The sequence below is a fragment of the Bradyrhizobium sp. ERR14 genome (genome assembly GCF_014198235.1).
Lineage (GTDB): Bacteria > Pseudomonadota > Alphaproteobacteria > Rhizobiales > Xanthobacteraceae > Bradyrhizobium.
Genome location: NZ_JACIHD010000004.1, coordinates 478465 through 497343, shown reverse-complemented (window position 1 = coordinate 497343; position 18879 = coordinate 478465). Strand labels below are relative to the sequence as shown.

Sequence of the window (18879 nt, the reverse complement as noted above, 5' to 3'; positions counted from 1 at the left end):
CTGCTCTCCCAACGGCTTACAGGGAATCCGGCATCCCTGCCCACCGCGCTTTCGTGCTGCCGAACCGATATGGGGCGACAATAGTGGAGATTCGAGGGGCGAACCCTCAAATCCCCACACTTTTTCGTGTTCGGCCTGCGTCGGGACGTTCCGTCGCACGCCTTTTGCATCAGGCCGACCCCTTTTTGAAGGGCAAGCCAGGATCCCGGGCCTGCTTACGCTCGCCCGAGACCTCGTCAGTAAGCGGTGCTTACTTGAGCTCGACCTTCGCGCCAGCCTTCTCGAGCTGGACCTTGATCTTATCGGCCTCGTCCTTGTTCACACCTTCCTTGACAGGCTTCGGCGCGCCCTCGACGAGGTCCTTTGCTTCCTTCAGGCCCAGGCCGGTGATGGCGCGGACTTCCTTGATGACCTCGATCTTCTTGTCGCCGGCGCTGGCGAGAACGACCGTGAACTCGGTCTTCTCTTCCGCCGGAGCGGCGGCAGCGCCACCACCAGCCGGGCCGGCCACGGCGACAGCCGCGGCAGCCGAAACGCCCCACTTTTCTTCGAGGAGCTTCGCCAGTTCAGCAGCTTCGAGCACGGTGAGGCTCGAGAGGTCGTCAACGATCTTCTGCAAGTCAGCCATTGTTCAGTTTCCTTACGTGTAAGTCTGGTTCGGGTTTGAGTTTTGCGAAGGGCGTCAGGCCGCTTCGCCCTTTGAGGCATGAGCCTGGATGACGCGCGCGAGCTTGCCCGCGGGCGCATTGGCGAGCTGAGCGAGCTTGGTCGCCGGGGCCACAAGCAGGCCGACGATCTTGCCGCGCAGTTCATCAAGCGACGGCAGCGAGGCAAGCGCCTTCACGCCGTCGACATTCAGGACGGTCTTCCCCATCGAGCCGCCGACGATGACGAACTTTTCGTTCGCCTTGGCGAATTCGATGGCGACCTTTGGCGCCGCTACCGGATCGTTCGAAGTGGCGATCACGGTCGGCCCCTTCAGCATGGGGCCGATGGCAACGACGTCAGTGCCTTCAAGAGCAATTTTGGCGAGACGGTTCTTCGAGACCTTCACCGCAGCGCCCGCCTGCTTCATCTGCTGGCGCAGCTTCTGCATCTGGGCGACGGTGAGGCCGGAATATTGAGCAACGACCGCGACGCTCGTGGTCTTGAAGACCTCATTGAGCTGTTCGACCGCCTCTTTTTTTGCCGCTCGTTCCACAGCAAGCTCTCTCCGGTTGGCGGTCATCGCGAAAAGCGGGACCGCCGGGTTGCACCCATCGTCCCACCCAAACCTGAACCTCGGGGCAAAACCCTTCGGACACGCCGGGCACGACGACGATTCAAAGCCTGCCCTCCGGGAGCCCTTGGGCCCACGGCGTGTCGAGGTCCGAACCAGACCCGTTCCGCAAACCAGCCCTTAAAGCTGGACGCGAAGTGAAATCCGGTCTTCACCCGTCTATGCAGGCCATGCGATTAAGCCTTTGAGAAGTCGAAACTTCCCGCGGGCGCCTGCAGTCTTGGACAGGACAAGGTCAGCCGGCGAACCGCCCGACCTCTGCCCGCACCCCACCAGCCGACGGGTTTTTCTTCCTTTTCGGGCAAATCCTTGCGGACGTCCTGAAAGGAATGATCTCCAGTCTTCGGTTTTCGGAATGCGTGCACGAACGCGCCAGCCGAAGCCGGCACGTCCGGAAGCGGTTCTTTAACCGCTCAGAGCCTGCTTGCCAAGAGCAAAATTCACACCAGTTCCAATCCGTTGCCGCGGGTGCTTGACCCGGGCCGATAAAGACCGATTCAGGCCGATTTGACCGCATAAGGCAGCGGCTTGCCCTCGAAGAACGCCGTCAGGTTCGCCAGCACGCAGTTCTGCATGGCGACGTGCGAATCGAGGGTGTGACCGCCGATATGCGGGGCGAACACCACGTTCGGCAGCGCGGTCAGCGCGTCGGGGACGTGCGGTTCCTTCTCGAAGACGTCGAGGCCGGCGCCGGCGATGGTCTTGTCGGTCAGGGCCGCCACGAGCGCCTTCTCGTCGATCACCGAGCCGCGGGAGATGTTGACGACGTAGCCGTCGGCGCCGAGGCGCCTGAGGATGTCGGCATTGACGACATGCTGGGTCTCGGCCCCTGCCCGGACCGCGATCATCAACACGCTGCACCAATCGGCCAGCGCCTCCAGGGTCGGGAAATATTGATAGGGCAGATCGTATTTGCTGCGGCTGAAATAGCCGATTTCGCTCTCGAAGGCCGCGCAGCGGCCTGCGATCTTGCGGCCGATCTCGCCCATGCCGTAGACGCCGATGCGGCGGCCGGGCATGCCGGCCTGCGGGCGCATCATCGGCGATTGCTTCGAGGCGGCCCAATCGCCGCTGCGGACATATTGGTCGGCCACCAGGATCCGCCGCGTCGTCGCCAGCATCAGGGTCATCGCGATATCGGCAACCGAGGCCGCATTGGCGCCGGGACTGTGGGCGACCGCGATATTGCGGCTGGCTGCCGCCTTCAGGTCGACGCCGTCATAGCCGGTGCCGTAGCAGACGATGGCGCCGAGTTTTGGAAACAGATCCATCGCCTCCGCACAGAGCGGCGAGCCGCCCGCCATCAGCATCGCGCGGACGCTGCCGAGTTCGTCGGCCGACAGCACCTCCCCCGCGGGCTTGCCGCCGGTGTCGAGCAATTCGAAGCGCTCGGCGAAACGCGCCATCATCGACTTGGGAAAGCGCGAATAGATCAGGACCTTGTCAGCCATTGTTCTTGTTTCCGGTGAGCCGTGCCACAAACGACGAGGGGCGGAATCGGTTGCCCAATTCCGCCCCTCGCCTCATGCGATTTCCAGACTTAGCCGAGAATGGTGCCCGGCTCGACCTTCACGCCCGGGCCCATCGTCGAGGACACCGCAACGCGCTGGATGTAGGTGCCCTTGGAACCGGCTGGCTTCGCCTTGGTGACAGCGTCAGCCAGGGCCTTGATGTTCTCGACCAGCTTCTCCTCGGTGAACGAGGCCTTGCCGACGCCGGCCTGCAGGATGCCGGCCTTCTCGACACGGAACTCGACCGAGCCACCCTTGGCACCCTTCACCGCACCGGTGACGTCCATGGTCACGGTGCCGATCTTCGGGTTCGGCATCAGGCCGCGCGGGCCGAGCACCTTACCGAGACGGCCGACCAGCGGCATCATGTCGGGGGTGGCGATGCAGCGGTCGAAATCGATCGAGCCGTTCTGCACCTTCTCGACCAGGTCCTCGGCGCCGACGACGTCGGCACCCGCAGCCTTGGCCTCATCGGCCTTGGCGCCGCGGGCGAACACGCCGACGCGGAGCGTACGGCCAGTGCCGTTCGGCAGGGTCACGACGCCGCGGACCATCTGGTCGGCGTGACGCGGATCGACGCCGAGATTGATCGCGACCTCGATGGTCTCGTCAAACTTCGCTTTCGCGCGTTCCTTGACCATCTTGATGGCGTCCGCGAGCGGGTAAAGCTTTTCGCGGTCAACACCTTCGCGGGCTTTGTTCAAACGCTTTCCGATTGCCATGACCGCTTACCCCGCCACTTCCAAGCCCATCGAACGGGCAGAGCCCTCGACCATCTTCATGGCCGACTCGATGGAATCGCAATTGAGATCCTTCATCTTCTTCTCGGCGATCTCGCGCACCTGCGCCTTGGTCACCTTGCCGGCCTTGTCACGGCCCGGCGCCTTCGAGCCGGACTGGATCTTGGCGGCCTGCTTGAGGAAGAAGGACATCGGGGGGGTCTTCATCTCGAACGTGAACGAACGATCGGCGTAGATCGTGATCACGACGGGAATCGGGGTGTTCTTCTCTTCCTTCTGGGTCTGCGCGTTGAACGCCTTGCAGAACTCCATGATGTTGAGACCGCGCTGACCGAGCGCGGGACCGATCGGGGGCGAAGGATTCGCCGCACCGGCCGGGACCTGAAGCTTCAGGTATCCGGTCACTTTCTTTGCCATGTATCACTCCTGTTGTGCCGGCTGTCGCCGGCGGTTTCAGGTTCGTGGTCTGGGTCGGATGCGGCTGGCAACCGCCCTCTCCCTCCCACGGCCTCTCTTTGCGCGAAGCTTTTCGACTTCACGCGCTACCCGGTCAGACCTTCTCGACCTGACCGAATTCCAATTCGACCGGCGTGGCACGGCCGAAGATCGACACCGCGACCTTCACGCGCGAGCGCGCCTCGTCGATTTCCTCGACGACACCCGAGAACGAGGCGAACGGGCCGTCGGCCACGCGCACGTTCTCGCCGATCTCGAACGACACCGACGCCTTCGGCCGTTCCACGCCTTCCTGCACCTGGTGCAGGATGCGCATGGCCTCGGATTCCGAGATCGGCATCGGCTTGTTTTCAGCGCCGAGGAAGCCTGTGACCTTCGGCGTGTTCTTGATCAGGTGAAACGCTTCGTCGGTCAGCTTCATCTTCACCAGCACGTAGCCGGGGAAGAACTTGCGCTCGGCGTCGATCTTGCGGCCGCGGCGCACTTCCGTGACCTTCTCGGTCGGAACCAGCACCAACTCGAACAGCTCCTCGAGCCCGCGCTGCTTGGCCTGCTCGCGGATCGATTCGGCGACCTTCTTCTCGAAATTCGAGTAGGCGTGGACGATGTACCAGCGCTTGTCGGACAGTTGAGCGGTTGCGGTTGCCATCAGTGAATGCCCAGAAGGTAAGTGATGAGGACACGGATGATCTGGTCGGCGGCGAAGAAGAAGATCGAGGCCACGGCGACCATGACGAACACCATGATGGTGGTGATCGTGGTTTCGCGGCGGGTCGGCCAGGTGACCTTGGCGGTCTCCGAGCGCACTTCCTGCAAGAACTTGAACGGGCTGACTGCCATCGTTTTGATGTCCAACGTCCGTCGACAGACGCTAATGAATTTCAGGGATCCGAACAGCGCCGTTGGCCCAGCCCTCTGTCTCGAAGGATGAGCCGGAAACCGGGCTCGATTGTTCGGGGATTTCAAAGCCGCGCCGGAGATCCGCGTCTAACGGGCCGGCTGCGAGTGCGGGGTATCTACTGCGGATAGGACCAAAGGTCAAGATATAGAGGGCCCGACTGGACCGGCCGACCTTCCCGGGCGCTAGAGCAGAGCCCAGCCGGATCAAAGGCTTATCCACCCACCCTTCAGGGCGCAATCGCAGCGCCCGTCCGGTTCCTTCCAGACGCTCCCCCTGAGCGTCCGCCTCGGCCCTATTGCGCGGTCAGTCGGCCCGGTCGACCATGGAAATGCCAGGCAGCGGCACCACGAACTTTCCGCCTTCGGCGAAGTAGCGGGCGTGCTTGGCCCGGATCGGGTCGACGTAGCGCCAGGCGAAGACGACGACGAACGCCGGCTTGCGCTCATAAAGGGCGGCAGGCGGCAGGATCGGGATGTCGTAACCTGGGCCGGCCATCACGTTCCCCTTCTTGGGATCGTCGTCCACCAGGAAGTCGATCTTGTTCTCCAGGCCGAACTGCGGCAGCAGCGTCGTGGTGCCGACCGAGACGCCGTAGCCGGCGACGAGCTGCCCCCGCGCATGAGCGGCATCAGCCATCGCGACCAGCTCGTCGCGGATCGCGGCGATCCGCTTCACATAGGGCGCATAATAGGCCGGCTGATCGACGCCCAGCCGTTCTTCCTCGGCGACGAAGCGCGCGACCTCAGCCGACGGCTTCTTGGCGCCACCGGCACGCTGCACGGTCACGCGGATCGAGCCCCCCTTGGTCCAGATGTGCTGGACGTCGATCAGCTCCATGCCGAGCCGGGCAAAGAAACGGATCAGCGGCTTGATGTTAAAATACGATAGATGCTCGTGATAGACGGTGTCGAGCAGGTTCTTCTCGGTGACGTCGACGCCATATTGCGTTTCGAACACGAACAATCCGTCCGGCGCGAGCACGTCGCGAACCCCGATCACCAGCGGATCGAGATTGTCGACATTGGCGATCATGTTGTTGGCGATCACGACGCTCGCCGCGCCGTGGCTCTGCAGGATGCGGTGACCGATGGCATCGGTGAAGAAATCGCCGATGGTCTCGATCCCCGCCTCGGTCGCGCGCTTCGCGATGTCCACAGCGGGATCGACACCCAGCACCCGCATGCCGCGCTCTTTGAAGAAGCCGAGCAGCGATCCATCGTTGCTGCCGAGCTCGACGACCAGCGAGCCCGGCGCGACACCGAAGCGGCTGACGACGTCGTTGGCATAGCCCGCGAAGTGCTCGCGCAGGCCGAGCGAGAGCGAGGTGGTGTAGACGTAGTTGCGGTACTGGATCTCGGGATTACCGACATGGAGAATCTGGAGATGGCCGCAATCCCTGCACAGATGCAGCGCCATCGGCACCGCAGCGCGGAACACGGGATCGTCGACGCTGGCGTCCGGGACCTGGAAGTTCGGCGTGCCGATCGGCATGCCTGCCATCGGGACGACAAGCTCCTGCTTGTCCGAATGGCAGAGGCGGCAGGTATGGCGGACGTAGAACAGGTTTTTCATCGTGGAACCGAAAAATGAGATACGCGATCGGGTGAGGCAATCCCACCCCGTGAAGACCAGACCGCCAGCAACGGGCTCAAGCGAGTCATGGGTGGCTCGAGACTTCCTTGCCCAGCCCGTCGTAGCTGGGGGCTTCCTCCGCCGCCTTGGCGGCCTTGTCCGCTGAATACGACCCGCGCTCCGGACTTGCCAACCAGATCGCGCCTCCGACGAGCCCGATGATCACGCTGATGGCGCCCAGCAGCAGCGAAACCGACAGTGCTTCCTCGGAAGGGACACCCGCCAGACCGAGGCAGGCGACCATCGCCCCCTCGCGAACACCCCAGCCGCTGATCGAGATCGGGACCGCCGTCAACAGCACCACGGGCGGAATCAGGATACCGGCGTCCACCACCGAGAGCTTTGCTCCGACACCGCGCGCCAGGGCGAAACAGGCCGCCGCGGTCACGAGATGGATGAGCAGCGCCGATCCGAACAGCAAAGCACGGCGTTCGGACTGCAGGAGGAGAAACCTGACCAGCGCTCCGAACCGGACAAAGCTTGCGATCGCCGGATGGGCGATGAGGCGCTTGGGCAGACGGTCGAGCGTCAACAGAACCACGGTGCCGGCGACGCCGGCCAGCGTCAGCCCGCCGATGGCCAGGATCGCGGCCTGATCGGACACGCGAGACAACAGGAACGGCAATCCGGCCACCATCAGCGCGATCAGCCCGATCAACGCCGTGAAACGGTCGGCCGCAACGCCCTTGACCGCCTCCGGCCACTGCACGCCGCGCTGGCGCAGCAGCCACATCCGCACCGCATCACCACCGACCGAGGACGGCAACACCTGATTGAACCAGAGGCTGATCATGAGGATCCGCCAGCCCGCGAGCCAGTCCAGCGACACGCCGAGCGCGCGCATGATCAGCTCCCACCGGCCGTTGAGCACGAAGGTCTGGAAGAAAATCAACGTCAGCGCCAGGACGAACAGCAAAGGATCGACCGAGACGAGATGGCTGCGCAACCGCTGCAGATCGAGACCGCGCGCGATGTAGACCAGCACGGCAATCGACAGCAGCAGCTTTACCGAAAACAGGGCCGCCTGTTTGAACCGCGACTGCATCGGATGCCCGCCTCAGGATGCCGGATATTCCGCGCGACCGATCACGAGGTCGATCGCGGCCATCATCCAGAACTGGTGCGTGGTCTCGACGATGTTGTAGCTGCGGCTGTCGACGAAGAAATTGACGTCGCCGAGATTGCGCAGCGGATTGTCCGCATTCATGCCCGACAGCGTGACCACGTCGAGCTTCATCGTCCGCGCCTGCGCAACCGCGTTGAGGATGTTCTTCGAGCGCCCCGACGAGCTGATCGCAACGAGGCAGTCGCCGGCGCGTGCGCTCAGCCGCACGGCGTGCGCGATCCAGTCCTCGAAGCCGTAATCGTTGGCGAGGCACGACATCATGCTCGCGTCGCTGAAGCAGAGCGCAGGCACCGACGCGTTCTTCGCCAGATCGATCGCCAGGTGCGAGGCGATGCCGGCCGAGCCGCCATTACCGATGAAGATGACGCGACCGCCCTGCTCGCGCGCGCGCAACCAAGTGGCACGGGTCGCGGAGATTGCGGCGAAAACGCCGACGTCGACTGCCGTCGCGCGATGGAGGCGTCCCACGTAATCGTCGAGGAAAGCCTTGTGATCGGGATCGACGGACTCGGCAGGCATGGGCTGGCGGCTCGATTGCAACATGACCGGGTGATACCGGCTATTACCAAGGATTGCAAAGGTATAATACTTGCAAAGTCAGCGAGCGGCTGGTAGTCGGCTTTCGGGTTTCACTCAACATTGGCGGGCCTGTTTCGCTGGGCATTCGCGTCACGGATGTTCCTCATGAAATGCATCGTTACTGGCGGCGCCGGTTTCATTGGAAGTCACCTCGTCGATCGTCTCCTCGACGACGGCCATGAGGTCATCGCGCTCGATAATTTCGTCATCGGACGCCCCGAAAATCTGGCCGCACACGCCGGTTCGAGCCAGTTGAAGGTCGTGCGGGCCGACGTCACCGACCTCGAGTCGATCAAGCCGTATTTTCACGGTATCGACTGGGTCTTCCATCTCGCGGCGCTGGCTGACATCGTTCCCTCGATCGAGTCGCCGATCCCCTATCATCGCGCCAATGTCGACGGCACGGTCAACGTTCTCGAAGCGGCGCGGCACGCCGGCGTCAAGCGCTTCGTCTACGCCGCCTCGTCGTCCTGCTACGGCATTCCCGACGTCTATCCGACGCCGGAGAGCGCCGAGATCCGGCCGATGTATCCCTACGCGCTTACCAAGAATCTCGGCGAGCAGTGCGTCATGCACTGGTGCCAGGTCTACAAGCTGCCTGCGGTCGCGCTACGCCTGTTCAACGTGTATGGGCCGCGCCATCGCACCACCGGCACCTACGGCGCCGTGTTCGGTGTGTTCATGGCGCAGAAGCTCGCCGGCAAGCCCTTCACCGTGGTCGGCGACGGCGAGCAGACGCGCGACTTCACCTTCGTCAGCGACGTCGCGGACGCCTTCGTGACTGCTGCGCGCTCCGATATCTCGCACGAGATATTCAACGTCGGCTCCGACAACACCTACAGCGTCAACCGGCTGGTCGAGCTTCTCGGCGGCGACAAAGTCCACATTCCCAAGCGACCGGGCGAGCCCGATTGCACCTACGCCGACATCACTGAGATCAAGCGGGTCCTGAACTGGACGCCGAAGGTAAAATTCGAGGACGGCGTCGCGACGATGCTGAAGTCGATGGATCAGTACAAGGACGCGCCTCTGTGGACGGTCGACAAGATCGCCGACGCCACCAAGGACTGGTTCAAATATCTCGGTGACGACGACGGCTCGCCGCAGAAGGCAAGCTCTTGAACAGGCTCGCCGGATATCGTTGCTGCGAGTCGATCATTTCAGGCCGGCCATCTGAGACCTGCCGGCGCTTTGGGTAATCCACATGGGTAATGCTGCGACAGACAAGCTGACCGGCCATCCGGCACCGCACGACAAGATCAAGACGATCGAGGAGCTGGGCGAGATTGCGCGCGCCGCGCAGGCCAAGGGCCAGACCGTCGCGCTCTGCCACGGCGTGTTCGATCTGGTGCATCTCGGCCACGTCCGGCACATCCTGGCGGCGCGCAACGAGGCCGACGTGGTCATCGTGACCATCACCGCCGACCGTTTCGTCAACAAGGGCCCGGGACGGCCGATCTTTCCGGAGAACATGCGCGCCGAGATGCTGGCCGCGCTCGGCACGGTCGACTGGGTCGGCATCAACCGCACTTCCAGCGCCGAGCCGGTCCTCGATGCCGTGCGCCCCGACACCTACGTGAAAGGCTCGGACTACGAGAATCCCGAGGATGACGTCACCGGCAAGATCGCCACCGAGCGCGAGGCCGTCGAACGTCATGGCGGACGAATCGTCTTCACGCGCGACGTGACGTTCAGCTCGTCATCGCTGCTGAACCGTTATTTCGACATCTACGATCCTCCCCTGCGCGACTACCTCCAGAAGGTACGTGAAGGCGGCGGCGCCGAACGCCTGCTGAAGCTGATCGACAAGATCCAGGACATGCACGTCGTGCTGGTCGGCGATACCATCATCGACGAATACCAGTACGTCACGGCGCTGGGGAAGGCTTCGAAGGAGAACATCGTCGCCACCCTGCTCAAGAATGGCGAGCAATTTGCCGGCGGCGTCATTGCCGCGGCCAATCACGTGGCGAGCTTCTGCAAGTCGGTGGAGATCGTCACGACGCTGGGTGGCAACGACTACCCCGAGGAGTTCATTCGCGCGCATGTCCGCCCGAATGTCACGCTGACGCCGATCCGCATTCAGGGCCGACCGACGACCCGCAAATTGCGGTACGTCGAGATGGGCTATCTGCACAAGCTCTTCGAAGTCTACACCATGGACGACACGCCGCTCGACGAGGCCGAGCGCAAGGAGATCGACCGAATCACCGCCGAGCGCGTTCGTGGCGGGGACGTGGTGATCGTCACAGATTTCGGTCACGGCATGATCGCGTCGAGCACCATCGACACGCTCATCGCGAACTCCAAGTTCCTGGCGGTCAACGCCCAGAGCAACAGCGGCAACCACGGCTATAATCTCATCACGAAATATCCGCGCGCCGACTACGTCTGCATCGACGCGCCGGAAGCGCGTCTGGCCGCGACCGACAAGTTCAGCGACATCGCGTCGGTGATCGAGAACCGCCTGCACGGCAAGATCGATTGCGACAACATGATCATCACGCACGGCTCCTTCGGCTGCTACCCCTTCTCGTCCAAGACCGGCGTCGCGCGCGTGCCCGCTTTCACCAAGACCGTCGTCGACACGGTCGGCGCCGGCGATGCTTTCCTGACGATCACGGCGCCGCTGGTGGCGGCCGGCGGCAATATCGAGGACGTCGCCTTCATCGGCAACGCGGCGGGCGCGATCAAGGTCGGCATCGTCGGTCACCGCAACTCGGTCGAAAAGGCGCCCTTGGTCAAATTCGTCACCGCGCTATTGAAGTAACGCGAGCGGGAAATCTGGAGAACGGCAGTGATTGATCAGAAATGGAACGTGATGGTCACCGGTGGCGCCGGCTATGTCGGCAGCGTGCTGGTTCCCCAGTTGCTGGCAGCGGGCCACAAGGTCACGGTGCTCGACCTGTTCATGTACGGCGAATCCGTTTTCGACGCGGTTCGCAACAATCCGAACCTTCGCCTGATCAAGGGCGACATCCGCGATGAGGCCGCGATCAACGAGGCCCTGCGCGGCAACAATGCGGTGATCCACCTCGCCTGCATCTCCAACGACCCCTCGTTCGAGCTCGACCCGGGGCTCGGCAAGTCCATCAACTACGACTGCTTCCGTCCAATGGTGCGCGCCGCGAAGAAGGCCGGCGTCAAGCGCTTCATCTATGCCTCCTCGTCGAGCGTCTACGGCATCAAGGACGAGGCCGAGGTGACCGAGGAACTGTCCTGCGAGCCGCTCACGGACTACTCCAAGTTCAAGGCGATGTGTGAGACCGACCTTGCCGAAGAGGCTGCGTCCGGCTTCGTCACCTGCACGGTCCGTCCTGCCACCGTCTGCGGCTACGCACCGCGGCAGCGCCTCGACGTCGTCGTCAACATCCTGACCAACCTCGCGGTCAACACCGGCCGCATCCGCGTGTTCGGCGGAACGCAGAAGCGGCCCAACCTGCACATCGAGGACATGTCGGCGGCCTATCTGTTCCTGCTGCAGCAGGATGATGCGAAGATCGACGGCAAGACCTACAATATCGGCTACGAGAACCACTCGCTGATGAAGATCGCCGACATCGTCAAATCGGTGGTCGGAAACAACGTCGACGTGGCCGTCGAGCCGACCGACGATCTGCGCTCCTACCACGTCTCCTCGGAGAAGATCCGCCGCGAGCTCGGATTTGCACCGACGCACACGATCGAGCAGGCCGTGTCCGGCCTCGTGGACGCCTTCAGGTCCGGCCGCCTGCCGAACTCGCTCAACGATCCCCGGTATTTCAATATCAAGATGATGCAGAACATCAGCCTGAAGTGAGCGGCGTGCGGATCGGCATCGATTTCGACAACACGATCATCTGCTACGATAAGGTCTTTGCCGCCGTCGCGCACCAGCGTGGCCTGGTGCCGGAGGGCTGGGTTGGGCTGAAGAACGATGTGCGGGATTATCTGCGATCCCGCACGGGTGGCGAGCTCGCCTGGCAAGGCCTGCAAGGCTTCGTCTACGGCAAGGGCATTGGCGGCGCCGAGATCTATCCGGGCGTGCGGGAATTCCTCGCGGCGTGCAGACAGGCCGGCGCCAAGGTGTGCATCGTCAGCCACAAGACCAGATACGGTCATCAGGACCCCGACCATACCGACCTGCGCGAAGCCGCACGCGGCTGGCTGCGTGGCGCCGGCCTGATCGACGCTGCGGAAGCGGCGGTGGCCAGCGGCGATGTTTATTTCGAGGACACGATGGCCGCCAAGGTCGACAGGCTCGCGAGCCTGGAGCTGGACATCTTCATCGACGATCTCGTCGAGGTCTTCGAGCAGCCGCATTTCCCGAAGGGTACGCGATCAATCCTGTTCACGCGTTCGCAGTCCCCGCACCCCGAACATTGCAAGCCGATCGCGACATGGGCCGGCATCCGCGACGAGGTGTTTGCGGCATGAGCGAGCCGGACATCAGCGCAGCGGATGCGATCTCGATCGGCAGCCGCCTTGCCGGAACAACGGTCGCGGCAGCCCAGCCGGCGCGGTCCGGCGGCAACAACAGGGTGTTTCGGCTGGAGATGGCGGAAGGACCGCCCCTCGCCCTCAAGCATTATCCGTCGGACGGGCGCGATCGGCTGGGACAGGAATATGACGCGCTCACGTTCCTGTCGCGCCACGGCATCGCGTCGACGCCACGGCCGATTGCAAAGGACGCCGATGCGTTTTGCGCGCTGTATCAATGGTTCGACGGTGACGCGGCGGTGCTGCATCCCCAGGGCGACGACGCCGACCAGCTGGCCGATTTTCTGATCGAATTGCAGAAGCTGCGCGACGCCGAAGGTGCGCAGACCTTGCGGAACGCGTCAGCCAGCATCTTCTCGCCCGAGGAAGCCATCGCCCAGTACGAGCAGCGCCTCGACGGGTTGACGCGTGAGTCGCAGGATCACCCCGAGCTGCGTACGTTCATCGACGGCAGTCTGGTTCCCAGCACGGCCGTCGCCATCCGAAGGCTCCGCCAGCGTTATGCGGAACTGGGGTGGGATCCCGCAGCGGACCTCTTGCCCGCGCATCGCGCATTGAGCCCGTCCGACTTCGGACTGCACAACGCCCTGCGCGCCGAAGACGGCCGCCTGCGCTTCATCGACTTCGAATATTTCGGCTGGGACGATCCGGTCAAACTGCTGTCCGATACCGCGATCCACCCCGGCAGCGATCTGCCCGCAACAGGCGCGAATCGCCTCATCGAACGCCTCACGCAAGCCTTCGCGGCTAGGGATGACGCGTTTGCGATCCGCCGTGACGTACTGTATCCTGTGTTCGGGGCGATTTGGTGCCTGATTGTCCTGAATGCTTATTTGCCCGAAAGCCGCTCCCGGCGCGCCTTGGCTGCGCAAGGTGGCGATCTGACGGTCCGCCTTGCCGGTCAGCTCGACAAAGCACGCCGGCTTCATCAAACGATTTGCCAACGTGATCCAGATCTCACCCCACGCTGAAGCCGCCCTCACCTGCACGCTGGACGAGCGCAGTCTCTATTTGCGCCGCCTGGTCCTTGGTTCTGTCCGTTCGGCCGGACGCGGCCATGTTGGTCCGGCCCTGTCGCTGATCGAAATGGTCCGCGTGCTCTACGACGACATCCTGCGGATCGATCCGAACAACCCGCGCGATCCCGAACGCGACCGCGCCATCCTCAGCAAGGGACACGGTTGTCTGGCGCTCTACGCGCTGCTCGCCGATCGCGGCTTCTTCCCGCTGTCGGAGCTCGACGGCTTTTGCGGCTCCGACAGTATCTTGGGCGGACATCCCGAATACGGCATGGTGCCGGGCGTCGAGGCATCGACCGGCGCGCTCGGGCATGGCCTGTCGATCGGCGTCGGGCTTGCGCTGGCCGCCCGCATGCGCGAGCGCAATTACCGGACCTTTGTCCTGCTCGGCGACGGCGAGATCAACGAGGGATCGGTGTGGGAGGCCGCCATGGGCGCGGCCAAGCACGGGCTCGATAATCTGGTCGCGATGATCGACTACAACAAGCTCCAGAGCTACGGGCCTACCGACTACGTCCTGCCGCTGGAGCCACTCGCGGACAAATGGCGCAGCTTCGGCTTTGCCGTGCAGGAGCTCAACGGCCACGACGCCGGCGCCCTGCGCACCGTCCTGAAGCAGGTCCCCGCCGTTCCGGGCAAGCCCACCGCGATCATCTGCCATACCGTCAAGGGCAAGGGTCTGCCGGCCGCGGAATCCAACGCCGATTGGCATCACAAGAACAAGCTGTCCGACAGCGAGCTCGACGCCATCCGCGTCGCCGTCGGCGATTTTTGATCGGCTCCCCATGCGCAACACCGCGATGAACATGGTCCACAAGCTCGCCGCGCGCGACGAGCGTGTGCTTTACATCGGCTCCGATCCCGGCGCCGGCACGCTGCGTGCGATGAGCAAGGAGTTTCCCAAGCGCCATCTGATCGAGGGCATTTCGGAAGCGCACATCATCGGCATGTCGGCCGGTCTCGCGATGGAAGGCTTCGTGCCTTACGTCAATACCATCGCGACATTCCTCACCCGCCGCTGCTACGAGCAGGTCGCCGTCGATCTCTGTCTGCACAATCTGCCGGTGCGACTGATCGCCAATGGCGGCGGGCTGGTCTACGCGCCGCTCGGTCCCACCCACCAGGCGATCGAGGACATCGCCATCATGCGGGCGCTGCCGAACATGGCGGTGGTCTGCCCGTGCGACGCCGACGAGGCCGCGCGGATGATGGACAAGACGCTCGACTGGACCGGACCGATCTACATCCGGCTCGGCAAGGGCGGCGACGCCGTCGTCTCGAAGGCCGAGCACGGCTTCGAGATCGGCAAGGCCATCCTGATGCGCCCGCCGGGCGACGTCCTCATGGTGACCACCGGCATCATGCTCCAGCGCGCCATCGCCGCAGCCGACCTCTTGGCCGCGCAAGGCATTCGCGCCGGCATCCTGCACATGCATACGGTGAAGCCGCTCGACACCGAAGCGCTGCTGCAGGCGATCCGCGGCATCAAGCTCGTGGCAACGCTGGAGGAGCACGTGCCCTCCGGCGGTCTCGGCAGCGCGGTTGCGGAGACGCTGATCGACAAGCTCGGCTCCGGCCTGCCCGCGATACTGCGGCTGTCGCTGCCGGACCGCTTCATGCACAATTACGGCTCGCAGGACTCGCTGCTGAAGAAGCACGGCCTCGCGCCCAACGCCATCGCGACCTCGATCGAGCACGCGCTCGCGGCGTCGCGCACCTCCGCTCCTCAACTTCATTCCACCTGACGGGTCACATGTACGACGTTCGATATTCCTATCTGCTCGAGCAATTCTCCGACCCCGCTCCGATCCTGGCCGAGATCGGCCGGCTGGTTGCGACCGGTGACTTCACCCTTGGCAAGCCCGTCGCCGAATTCGAGAAGCGCTTTGCCGAGCTGATCGGCGTGCGCCACGCCATCGGCGTCGGATCCGGCACCGACGCGCTCAAGCTGCCGCTCAAGGCGCTCGGCATTGGTCACGGCGACGAGGTCATCACCGCCGCCAACACCTTCATCGCCACCGTCGGTGCGATCGCGGAAACCGGCGCCACGCCGGTGCTGGTCGACTGCGACGATTCCTTCTGCATGAACGTCGACCAGGTCGAAGCCGCCATTACCAGGAAGACCAAGGCGATCATGCCGGTTCAGCTGACCGGCGAGGTCACCGACATGGGCAAGCTGATGCCGATCGCCCAGCGCCACAATCTCCCCGTCGTCGAGGACGCCTGCCAGGGCATCCTGTCGGAGTTTGCGGGCAAGCGCTCCGGCACCCACGGCATCGCGGCCGGCTTCTCGCTGCATCCGCTCAAGAACCTCAACGTCTGGGGCGATGCGGGCGTCGTCGTCACCAATGACGACGGCATGAACGAGAAGCTCCGCCTGATCCGCAACCACGGCATGAAGAACCGCGACGAGATCGCGATCCTCGGCTGCAATTCGCGGCTCGATTCCTTGCAGGCCGTCGTCGGCAACTGGCTGATCGGCCAGACCAGCGAGATCACGCGGCGCCGGATCGAGAACGCGGCCTATTACGATGCGGGCCTTGCCGGCCTGCCCGGCCTGCGCGTCCCGCCGCGCCGGCCCAATGTGAAGCACGTCTACCATCTCTACATGGTGTTCGCCGAACGCCGCGACGAGCTCTACCAATACTGCCTGGACAACGGCATCGAGGCCAAGATCCATTATCCAATCCCGCTGTATCAGCAGGAAGGCCTCAAGCATCTCGGCTACGCGCCCGGCACCTTCCCGGTCACCGACCGCCACGCCAAGGAAGTCATCAGCTTCCCCGTCGACCAGCATCTGACGCGCGCACAACAGGACCGTGTCATCGAGACCGTCAGGAAGTTCTGTCATGGACGCTGACACCGGCCGCCGGCGCATCGGTTACGTCAATCTTCCCGCCCAGTTCGAGGAAGAGCGCGCCGAGATCATGCAGGCGGTCGAGGGCGTGTTTTCCCGCGGCGACTTCATCGGGGGCACAGCGGTCGGAAAGCTCGAGGAGGAATTGTCCGCCTATCTCGGCTCGCCCCATGTCGTGACTTTGAATTCCGGCACCGACGCGCTGATCCTCGCCTTGCGGGCGCTCGACATCGGCCCCGGCGACGAGGTGATCACGCCGCCGAATTCGTTCGTGGCATCGACCGCCGCGATCATCGCGGTCGGCGCCACGCCTGTCTTTGCGGACGTGCTGCCGGACCAGAACATCGATCCCGCCGCGGTCGAAGCCGCCGTCACGTCGCGCACCAAGGCGATCATGCCGGTGCACCTGACCGGGCGCATGGCCGACATGACCCCGCTGATGGCGATCGCGGACAAGAACGCGCTCGCCGTGATCGAGGACAGCGCCCAGGCGGTCGGCTCGACCTATGACGGCCGGATGAGCGGCACCATCGGCACGTTCGGCTGCTTCTCCGCCCATCCGCTCAAGAATCTCAATGCCGCAGGCGATGCCGGTTTCCTCGTCACGGCCGACGCCGAGATGGCCGCACGCATCCGCCGCCTTCGCAATCACGGGCTCATCAACCGCAGCGACGTCCAGGAGTGGGGCATCGTATCGCGGCTCGACACGCTTCAGGCCGAGGTGCTGCGCATTCGCCTGCGTCACCTGCCCTCCGTGATCGAACGCCGGCGGCGCAACGCCGCGCAATACCGCGCCGAGCTCGCCGGGCTCCCTCTGTTCATTCCGCCCTGCCGCAACATCGAGTTCAACACCTTCCACACCTTCGTGGTGCAGACCGACCGCCGCAACGACTTCCAGAAATATCTGGCCGACAAGGGCATCGAGACCGCGATCCACTATCCGGTCCCGATCCATTTGCAGCCTGCCGCGGCGCATCTGGGGCAAGGCCGCGGCGCGTTCCCGGTGACCGAGCGGCAGGCGGACCAGATCCTCACGCTTCCCATCAACCAGTTCCTGTCGGCCGCCGATATCAGCTATATCTGCGCGATCGCCCGGGAGTATTTTGCATGACGGATACCGACTTCCTTCAGGCCGATGAGCAGGCGCTGGCGCAGCGCTTCATCGACAACGGCTTCGTCACAACGCCTGCCGATGATCGCGCCGGCCTCGACCGCATCCAGCGGCGCGCCGCCGAGCTGGCGGCGGACTATTTGAAGCTGCCGCACAGCAATGATCCCTATGCGATGCTGGACAGCATCCACACACGGGTGAGCGTGGACGATCTCAACGGCCTGCGGCTGCACGTCTTCAACGGCCTCAACGCCGAGCCGTGGTTCCGGCCGACCTATTTCCGCCTGGCGCGCTCGACGATCGAGACCATCGTCGGCAACGAGCTGTGCATGCAGCGCCGCGTCAATCTCAGCATCCAGATGCCCGGCGACGATTCCTCGCTGCTCGCCACCCATTCCGATGTCTGGTCGGGCGACTCGCCGTTCGAGGTCGTGGTGTGGGTGCCGCTTGTGGACGTCCACCACACCAAGGCGATGTACCTGCTGCCGCCGTCGCTCAACGGCGACATGCAGGACCGAATGGCAAGCCTGCGCAGCGCCGAGGAGCTGTACAAGACGATCAAGCCGCACGCGACCTTCATCGAGATTCCCTACGGTCACGTGATGCTGTTCAACCAGACCCTGATGCACGGCAATCGCGTCAACGAAGAGCCCGGCACGCGCTGGAGCATGAACTGCCGGTTCAAGAGCATCATGTCGCCCTACGCCGACAAGCGGTTCGGCGAGTTCTTCGAGCCGATCCTGCTGCGCCCGGCGACGCGGGTCGGCATGCAATACAAGCTGCCGGGAGGCTTCCATGGCTGAGCGAGCCGGCCATCGCGGCTACATCGGCGCGCGGCCGCTGAACGGCAGCCGCACCCCGCAGCACGTCCAGAACATCGTGATCCGCGACTACGCGCGGCGGAAGAACCTGCAATTTCTGCTGAGCGCCGTCGAGCACATCATGCCCGGCAGTTACATGGTGCTCGAGGACATCCTGGACGAGTTGCCCCGCCTGAATGGCCTGATCCTCTACAGCATCTTCATGCTGCCGCCCGACGAGGCACGGCGACGGGAGATCTACGACCGCGTGCTGCGCGAGGGCTGTGATCTCCACGCCGCCGTCGAGGAGATCACGCTGTCGTCGCAGAAAGACATCCAGGCCGTCGAAGACATTCTGCTGGTCAATAAATACGCCACGATCCTGTGAC

At 63.8% G+C, this 18879-nt stretch carries 21 protein-coding genes; 11 read left to right on the top strand and 10 right to left on the bottom strand.

Translation table 11 applies throughout. The features are described from left to right. Nucleotides 1-250 precede the first annotated feature (250 nt). The 10 genes from rplL to GGD62_RS15615 all read right to left on the bottom strand — a co-directional run bounded on the left by rplL (nucleotide 251) and on the right by GGD62_RS15615 (nucleotide 8164). Nucleotides 251-628: a 50S ribosomal protein L7/L12 gene (gene rplL, locus GGD62_RS15660; RefSeq protein WP_018322255.1), complete on the bottom strand. Its 378-nt coding sequence runs from the start codon at nucleotides 626-628 to the stop codon at nucleotides 251-253. 54 nt (nucleotides 629-682) lie between these two features. Further along, entirely contained in the window at nucleotides 683-1201 is a 519-nt protein-coding gene (gene rplJ, locus GGD62_RS15655) for a 50S ribosomal protein L10 (protein ID WP_018322254.1), read from the bottom strand. Nucleotides 1202-1776: 575 nt separating this feature from the next. Further along, complete coding sequence (locus GGD62_RS15650) at nucleotides 1777-2730, bottom strand: 2-hydroxyacid dehydrogenase (RefSeq protein ID WP_183708984.1); 954 nt, start codon at nucleotides 2728-2730, stop codon at nucleotides 1777-1779. 89 nt (nucleotides 2731-2819) lie between these two features. Next, nucleotides 2820-3512: a 50S ribosomal protein L1 gene (gene rplA / locus GGD62_RS15645; RefSeq protein WP_018322253.1), complete on the bottom strand. Its 693-nt coding sequence runs from the start codon at nucleotides 3510-3512 to the stop codon at nucleotides 2820-2822. A 6-nt stretch (nucleotides 3513-3518) separates the two neighbouring features. Further along, nucleotides 3519-3947: a 50S ribosomal protein L11 gene (gene rplK / locus GGD62_RS15640; RefSeq protein ID WP_006611824.1), complete on the bottom strand. Its 429-nt coding sequence runs from the start codon at nucleotides 3945-3947 to the stop codon at nucleotides 3519-3521. A 133-nt stretch (nucleotides 3948-4080) separates the two neighbouring features. Further along, a complete protein-coding gene (nusG, locus tag GGD62_RS15635; protein WP_008136441.1) occupies nucleotides 4081-4635 on the bottom strand; it encodes a transcription termination/antitermination protein NusG in 555 nt (184 codons plus the stop codon). Next, nucleotides 4635-4826, bottom strand: coding sequence for a preprotein translocase subunit SecE (gene secE, locus GGD62_RS15630; protein WP_026202711.1), 192 nt, complete (start codon nucleotides 4824-4826; stop codon nucleotides 4635-4637). The genes nusG and secE overlap by 1 nt, the downstream gene beginning before the upstream one ends. 364 nt (nucleotides 4827-5190) lie before the next feature. After that, a complete protein-coding gene (locus GGD62_RS15625; RefSeq protein ID WP_179739848.1) occupies nucleotides 5191-6459 on the bottom strand; it encodes a class I SAM-dependent methyltransferase in 1269 nt (422 codons plus the stop codon). An 85-nt stretch (nucleotides 6460-6544) separates the two neighbouring features. Next, nucleotides 6545-7564, bottom strand: a complete 1020-nt coding sequence (locus GGD62_RS15620) for a lysylphosphatidylglycerol synthase transmembrane domain-containing protein (protein ID WP_092260229.1) — start codon at nucleotides 7562-7564, stop codon at nucleotides 6545-6547. A gap of 12 nt (nucleotides 7565-7576) precedes the next feature. After that, entirely contained in the window at nucleotides 7577-8164 is a 588-nt protein-coding gene (locus GGD62_RS15615) for an SIS domain-containing protein (protein ID WP_244550731.1), read from the bottom strand. Nucleotides 8165-8329: 165 nt separating this feature from the next. On the opposite strand from GGD62_RS15615, the gene GGD62_RS15610 reads away from it, so the two are divergent. The 11 genes from GGD62_RS15610 (at nucleotide 8330) to GGD62_RS15560 (ending at nucleotide 18878) form a co-directional block, all read left to right on the top strand. After that, the gene (locus tag GGD62_RS15610; RefSeq protein WP_092260401.1) at nucleotides 8330-9346 is read left to right on the top strand and encodes an SDR family oxidoreductase; all 1017 of its coding nucleotides are present in this window, start codon (nucleotides 8330-8332) and stop codon (nucleotides 9344-9346) included. Nucleotides 9347-9428: 82 nt separating this feature from the next. Next, on the top strand, nucleotides 9429-10994 hold the full coding sequence (locus GGD62_RS15605; RefSeq protein ID WP_018322247.1) for a PfkB family carbohydrate kinase: 1566 nt from the start codon (nucleotides 9429-9431) through the stop codon (nucleotides 10992-10994). Nucleotides 10995-11021: 27 nt separating this feature from the next. After that, on the top strand, nucleotides 11022-12023 hold the full coding sequence (locus tag GGD62_RS15600; protein WP_092260233.1) for an NAD(P)-dependent oxidoreductase: 1002 nt from the start codon (nucleotides 11022-11024) through the stop codon (nucleotides 12021-12023). A 5-nt stretch (nucleotides 12024-12028) separates the two neighbouring features. Then, nucleotides 12029-12640, top strand: a complete 612-nt coding sequence (locus GGD62_RS15595) for a hypothetical protein (RefSeq protein WP_246800118.1) — start codon at nucleotides 12029-12031, stop codon at nucleotides 12638-12640. Then, nucleotides 12637-13674 carry an aminoglycoside phosphotransferase family protein gene (locus tag GGD62_RS15590; protein ID WP_246800117.1) on the top strand — a complete coding sequence of 346 codons (1038 nt, stop codon included), beginning with the start codon at nucleotides 12637-12639 and terminating at the stop codon, nucleotides 13672-13674. The genes GGD62_RS15595 and GGD62_RS15590 overlap by 4 nt, the downstream gene beginning before the upstream one ends. Beyond that, nucleotides 13649-14497 (top strand): transketolase, encoded by an 849-nt coding sequence (locus GGD62_RS15585; RefSeq protein ID WP_183708981.1) that lies wholly within the window; start codon nucleotides 13649-13651, stop codon nucleotides 14495-14497. The genes GGD62_RS15590 and GGD62_RS15585 overlap by 26 nt, the downstream gene beginning before the upstream one ends. 10 nt (nucleotides 14498-14507) lie before the next feature. Next, on the top strand, nucleotides 14508-15467 hold the full coding sequence (locus GGD62_RS15580) for a transketolase family protein (protein ID WP_183708980.1): 960 nt from the start codon (nucleotides 14508-14510) through the stop codon (nucleotides 15465-15467). A gap of 8 nt (nucleotides 15468-15475) precedes the next feature. Beyond that, a complete protein-coding gene (locus GGD62_RS15575) occupies nucleotides 15476-16582 on the top strand; it encodes a DegT/DnrJ/EryC1/StrS aminotransferase family protein (RefSeq protein ID WP_092260241.1) in 1107 nt (368 codons plus the stop codon). Next, nucleotides 16572-17690, top strand: a complete 1119-nt coding sequence (locus GGD62_RS15570; RefSeq protein ID WP_183708979.1) for a DegT/DnrJ/EryC1/StrS aminotransferase family protein — start codon at nucleotides 16572-16574, stop codon at nucleotides 17688-17690. Before GGD62_RS15575 ends, GGD62_RS15570 begins: the two co-directional genes overlap by 11 nt. Further along, a complete protein-coding gene (locus tag GGD62_RS15565) occupies nucleotides 17687-18493 on the top strand; it encodes a sporadic carbohydrate cluster 2OG-Fe(II) oxygenase (RefSeq protein WP_018322239.1) in 807 nt (268 codons plus the stop codon). Before GGD62_RS15570 ends, GGD62_RS15565 begins: the two co-directional genes overlap by 4 nt. Further along, nucleotides 18486-18878 carry an LIC12192 family sporadic carbohydrate cluster protein gene (locus GGD62_RS15560; protein WP_018322238.1) on the top strand — a complete coding sequence of 131 codons (393 nt, stop codon included), beginning with the start codon at nucleotides 18486-18488 and terminating at the stop codon, nucleotides 18876-18878. Before GGD62_RS15565 ends, GGD62_RS15560 begins: the two co-directional genes overlap by 8 nt. Nucleotide 18879: the final 1 nt, after the last annotated feature.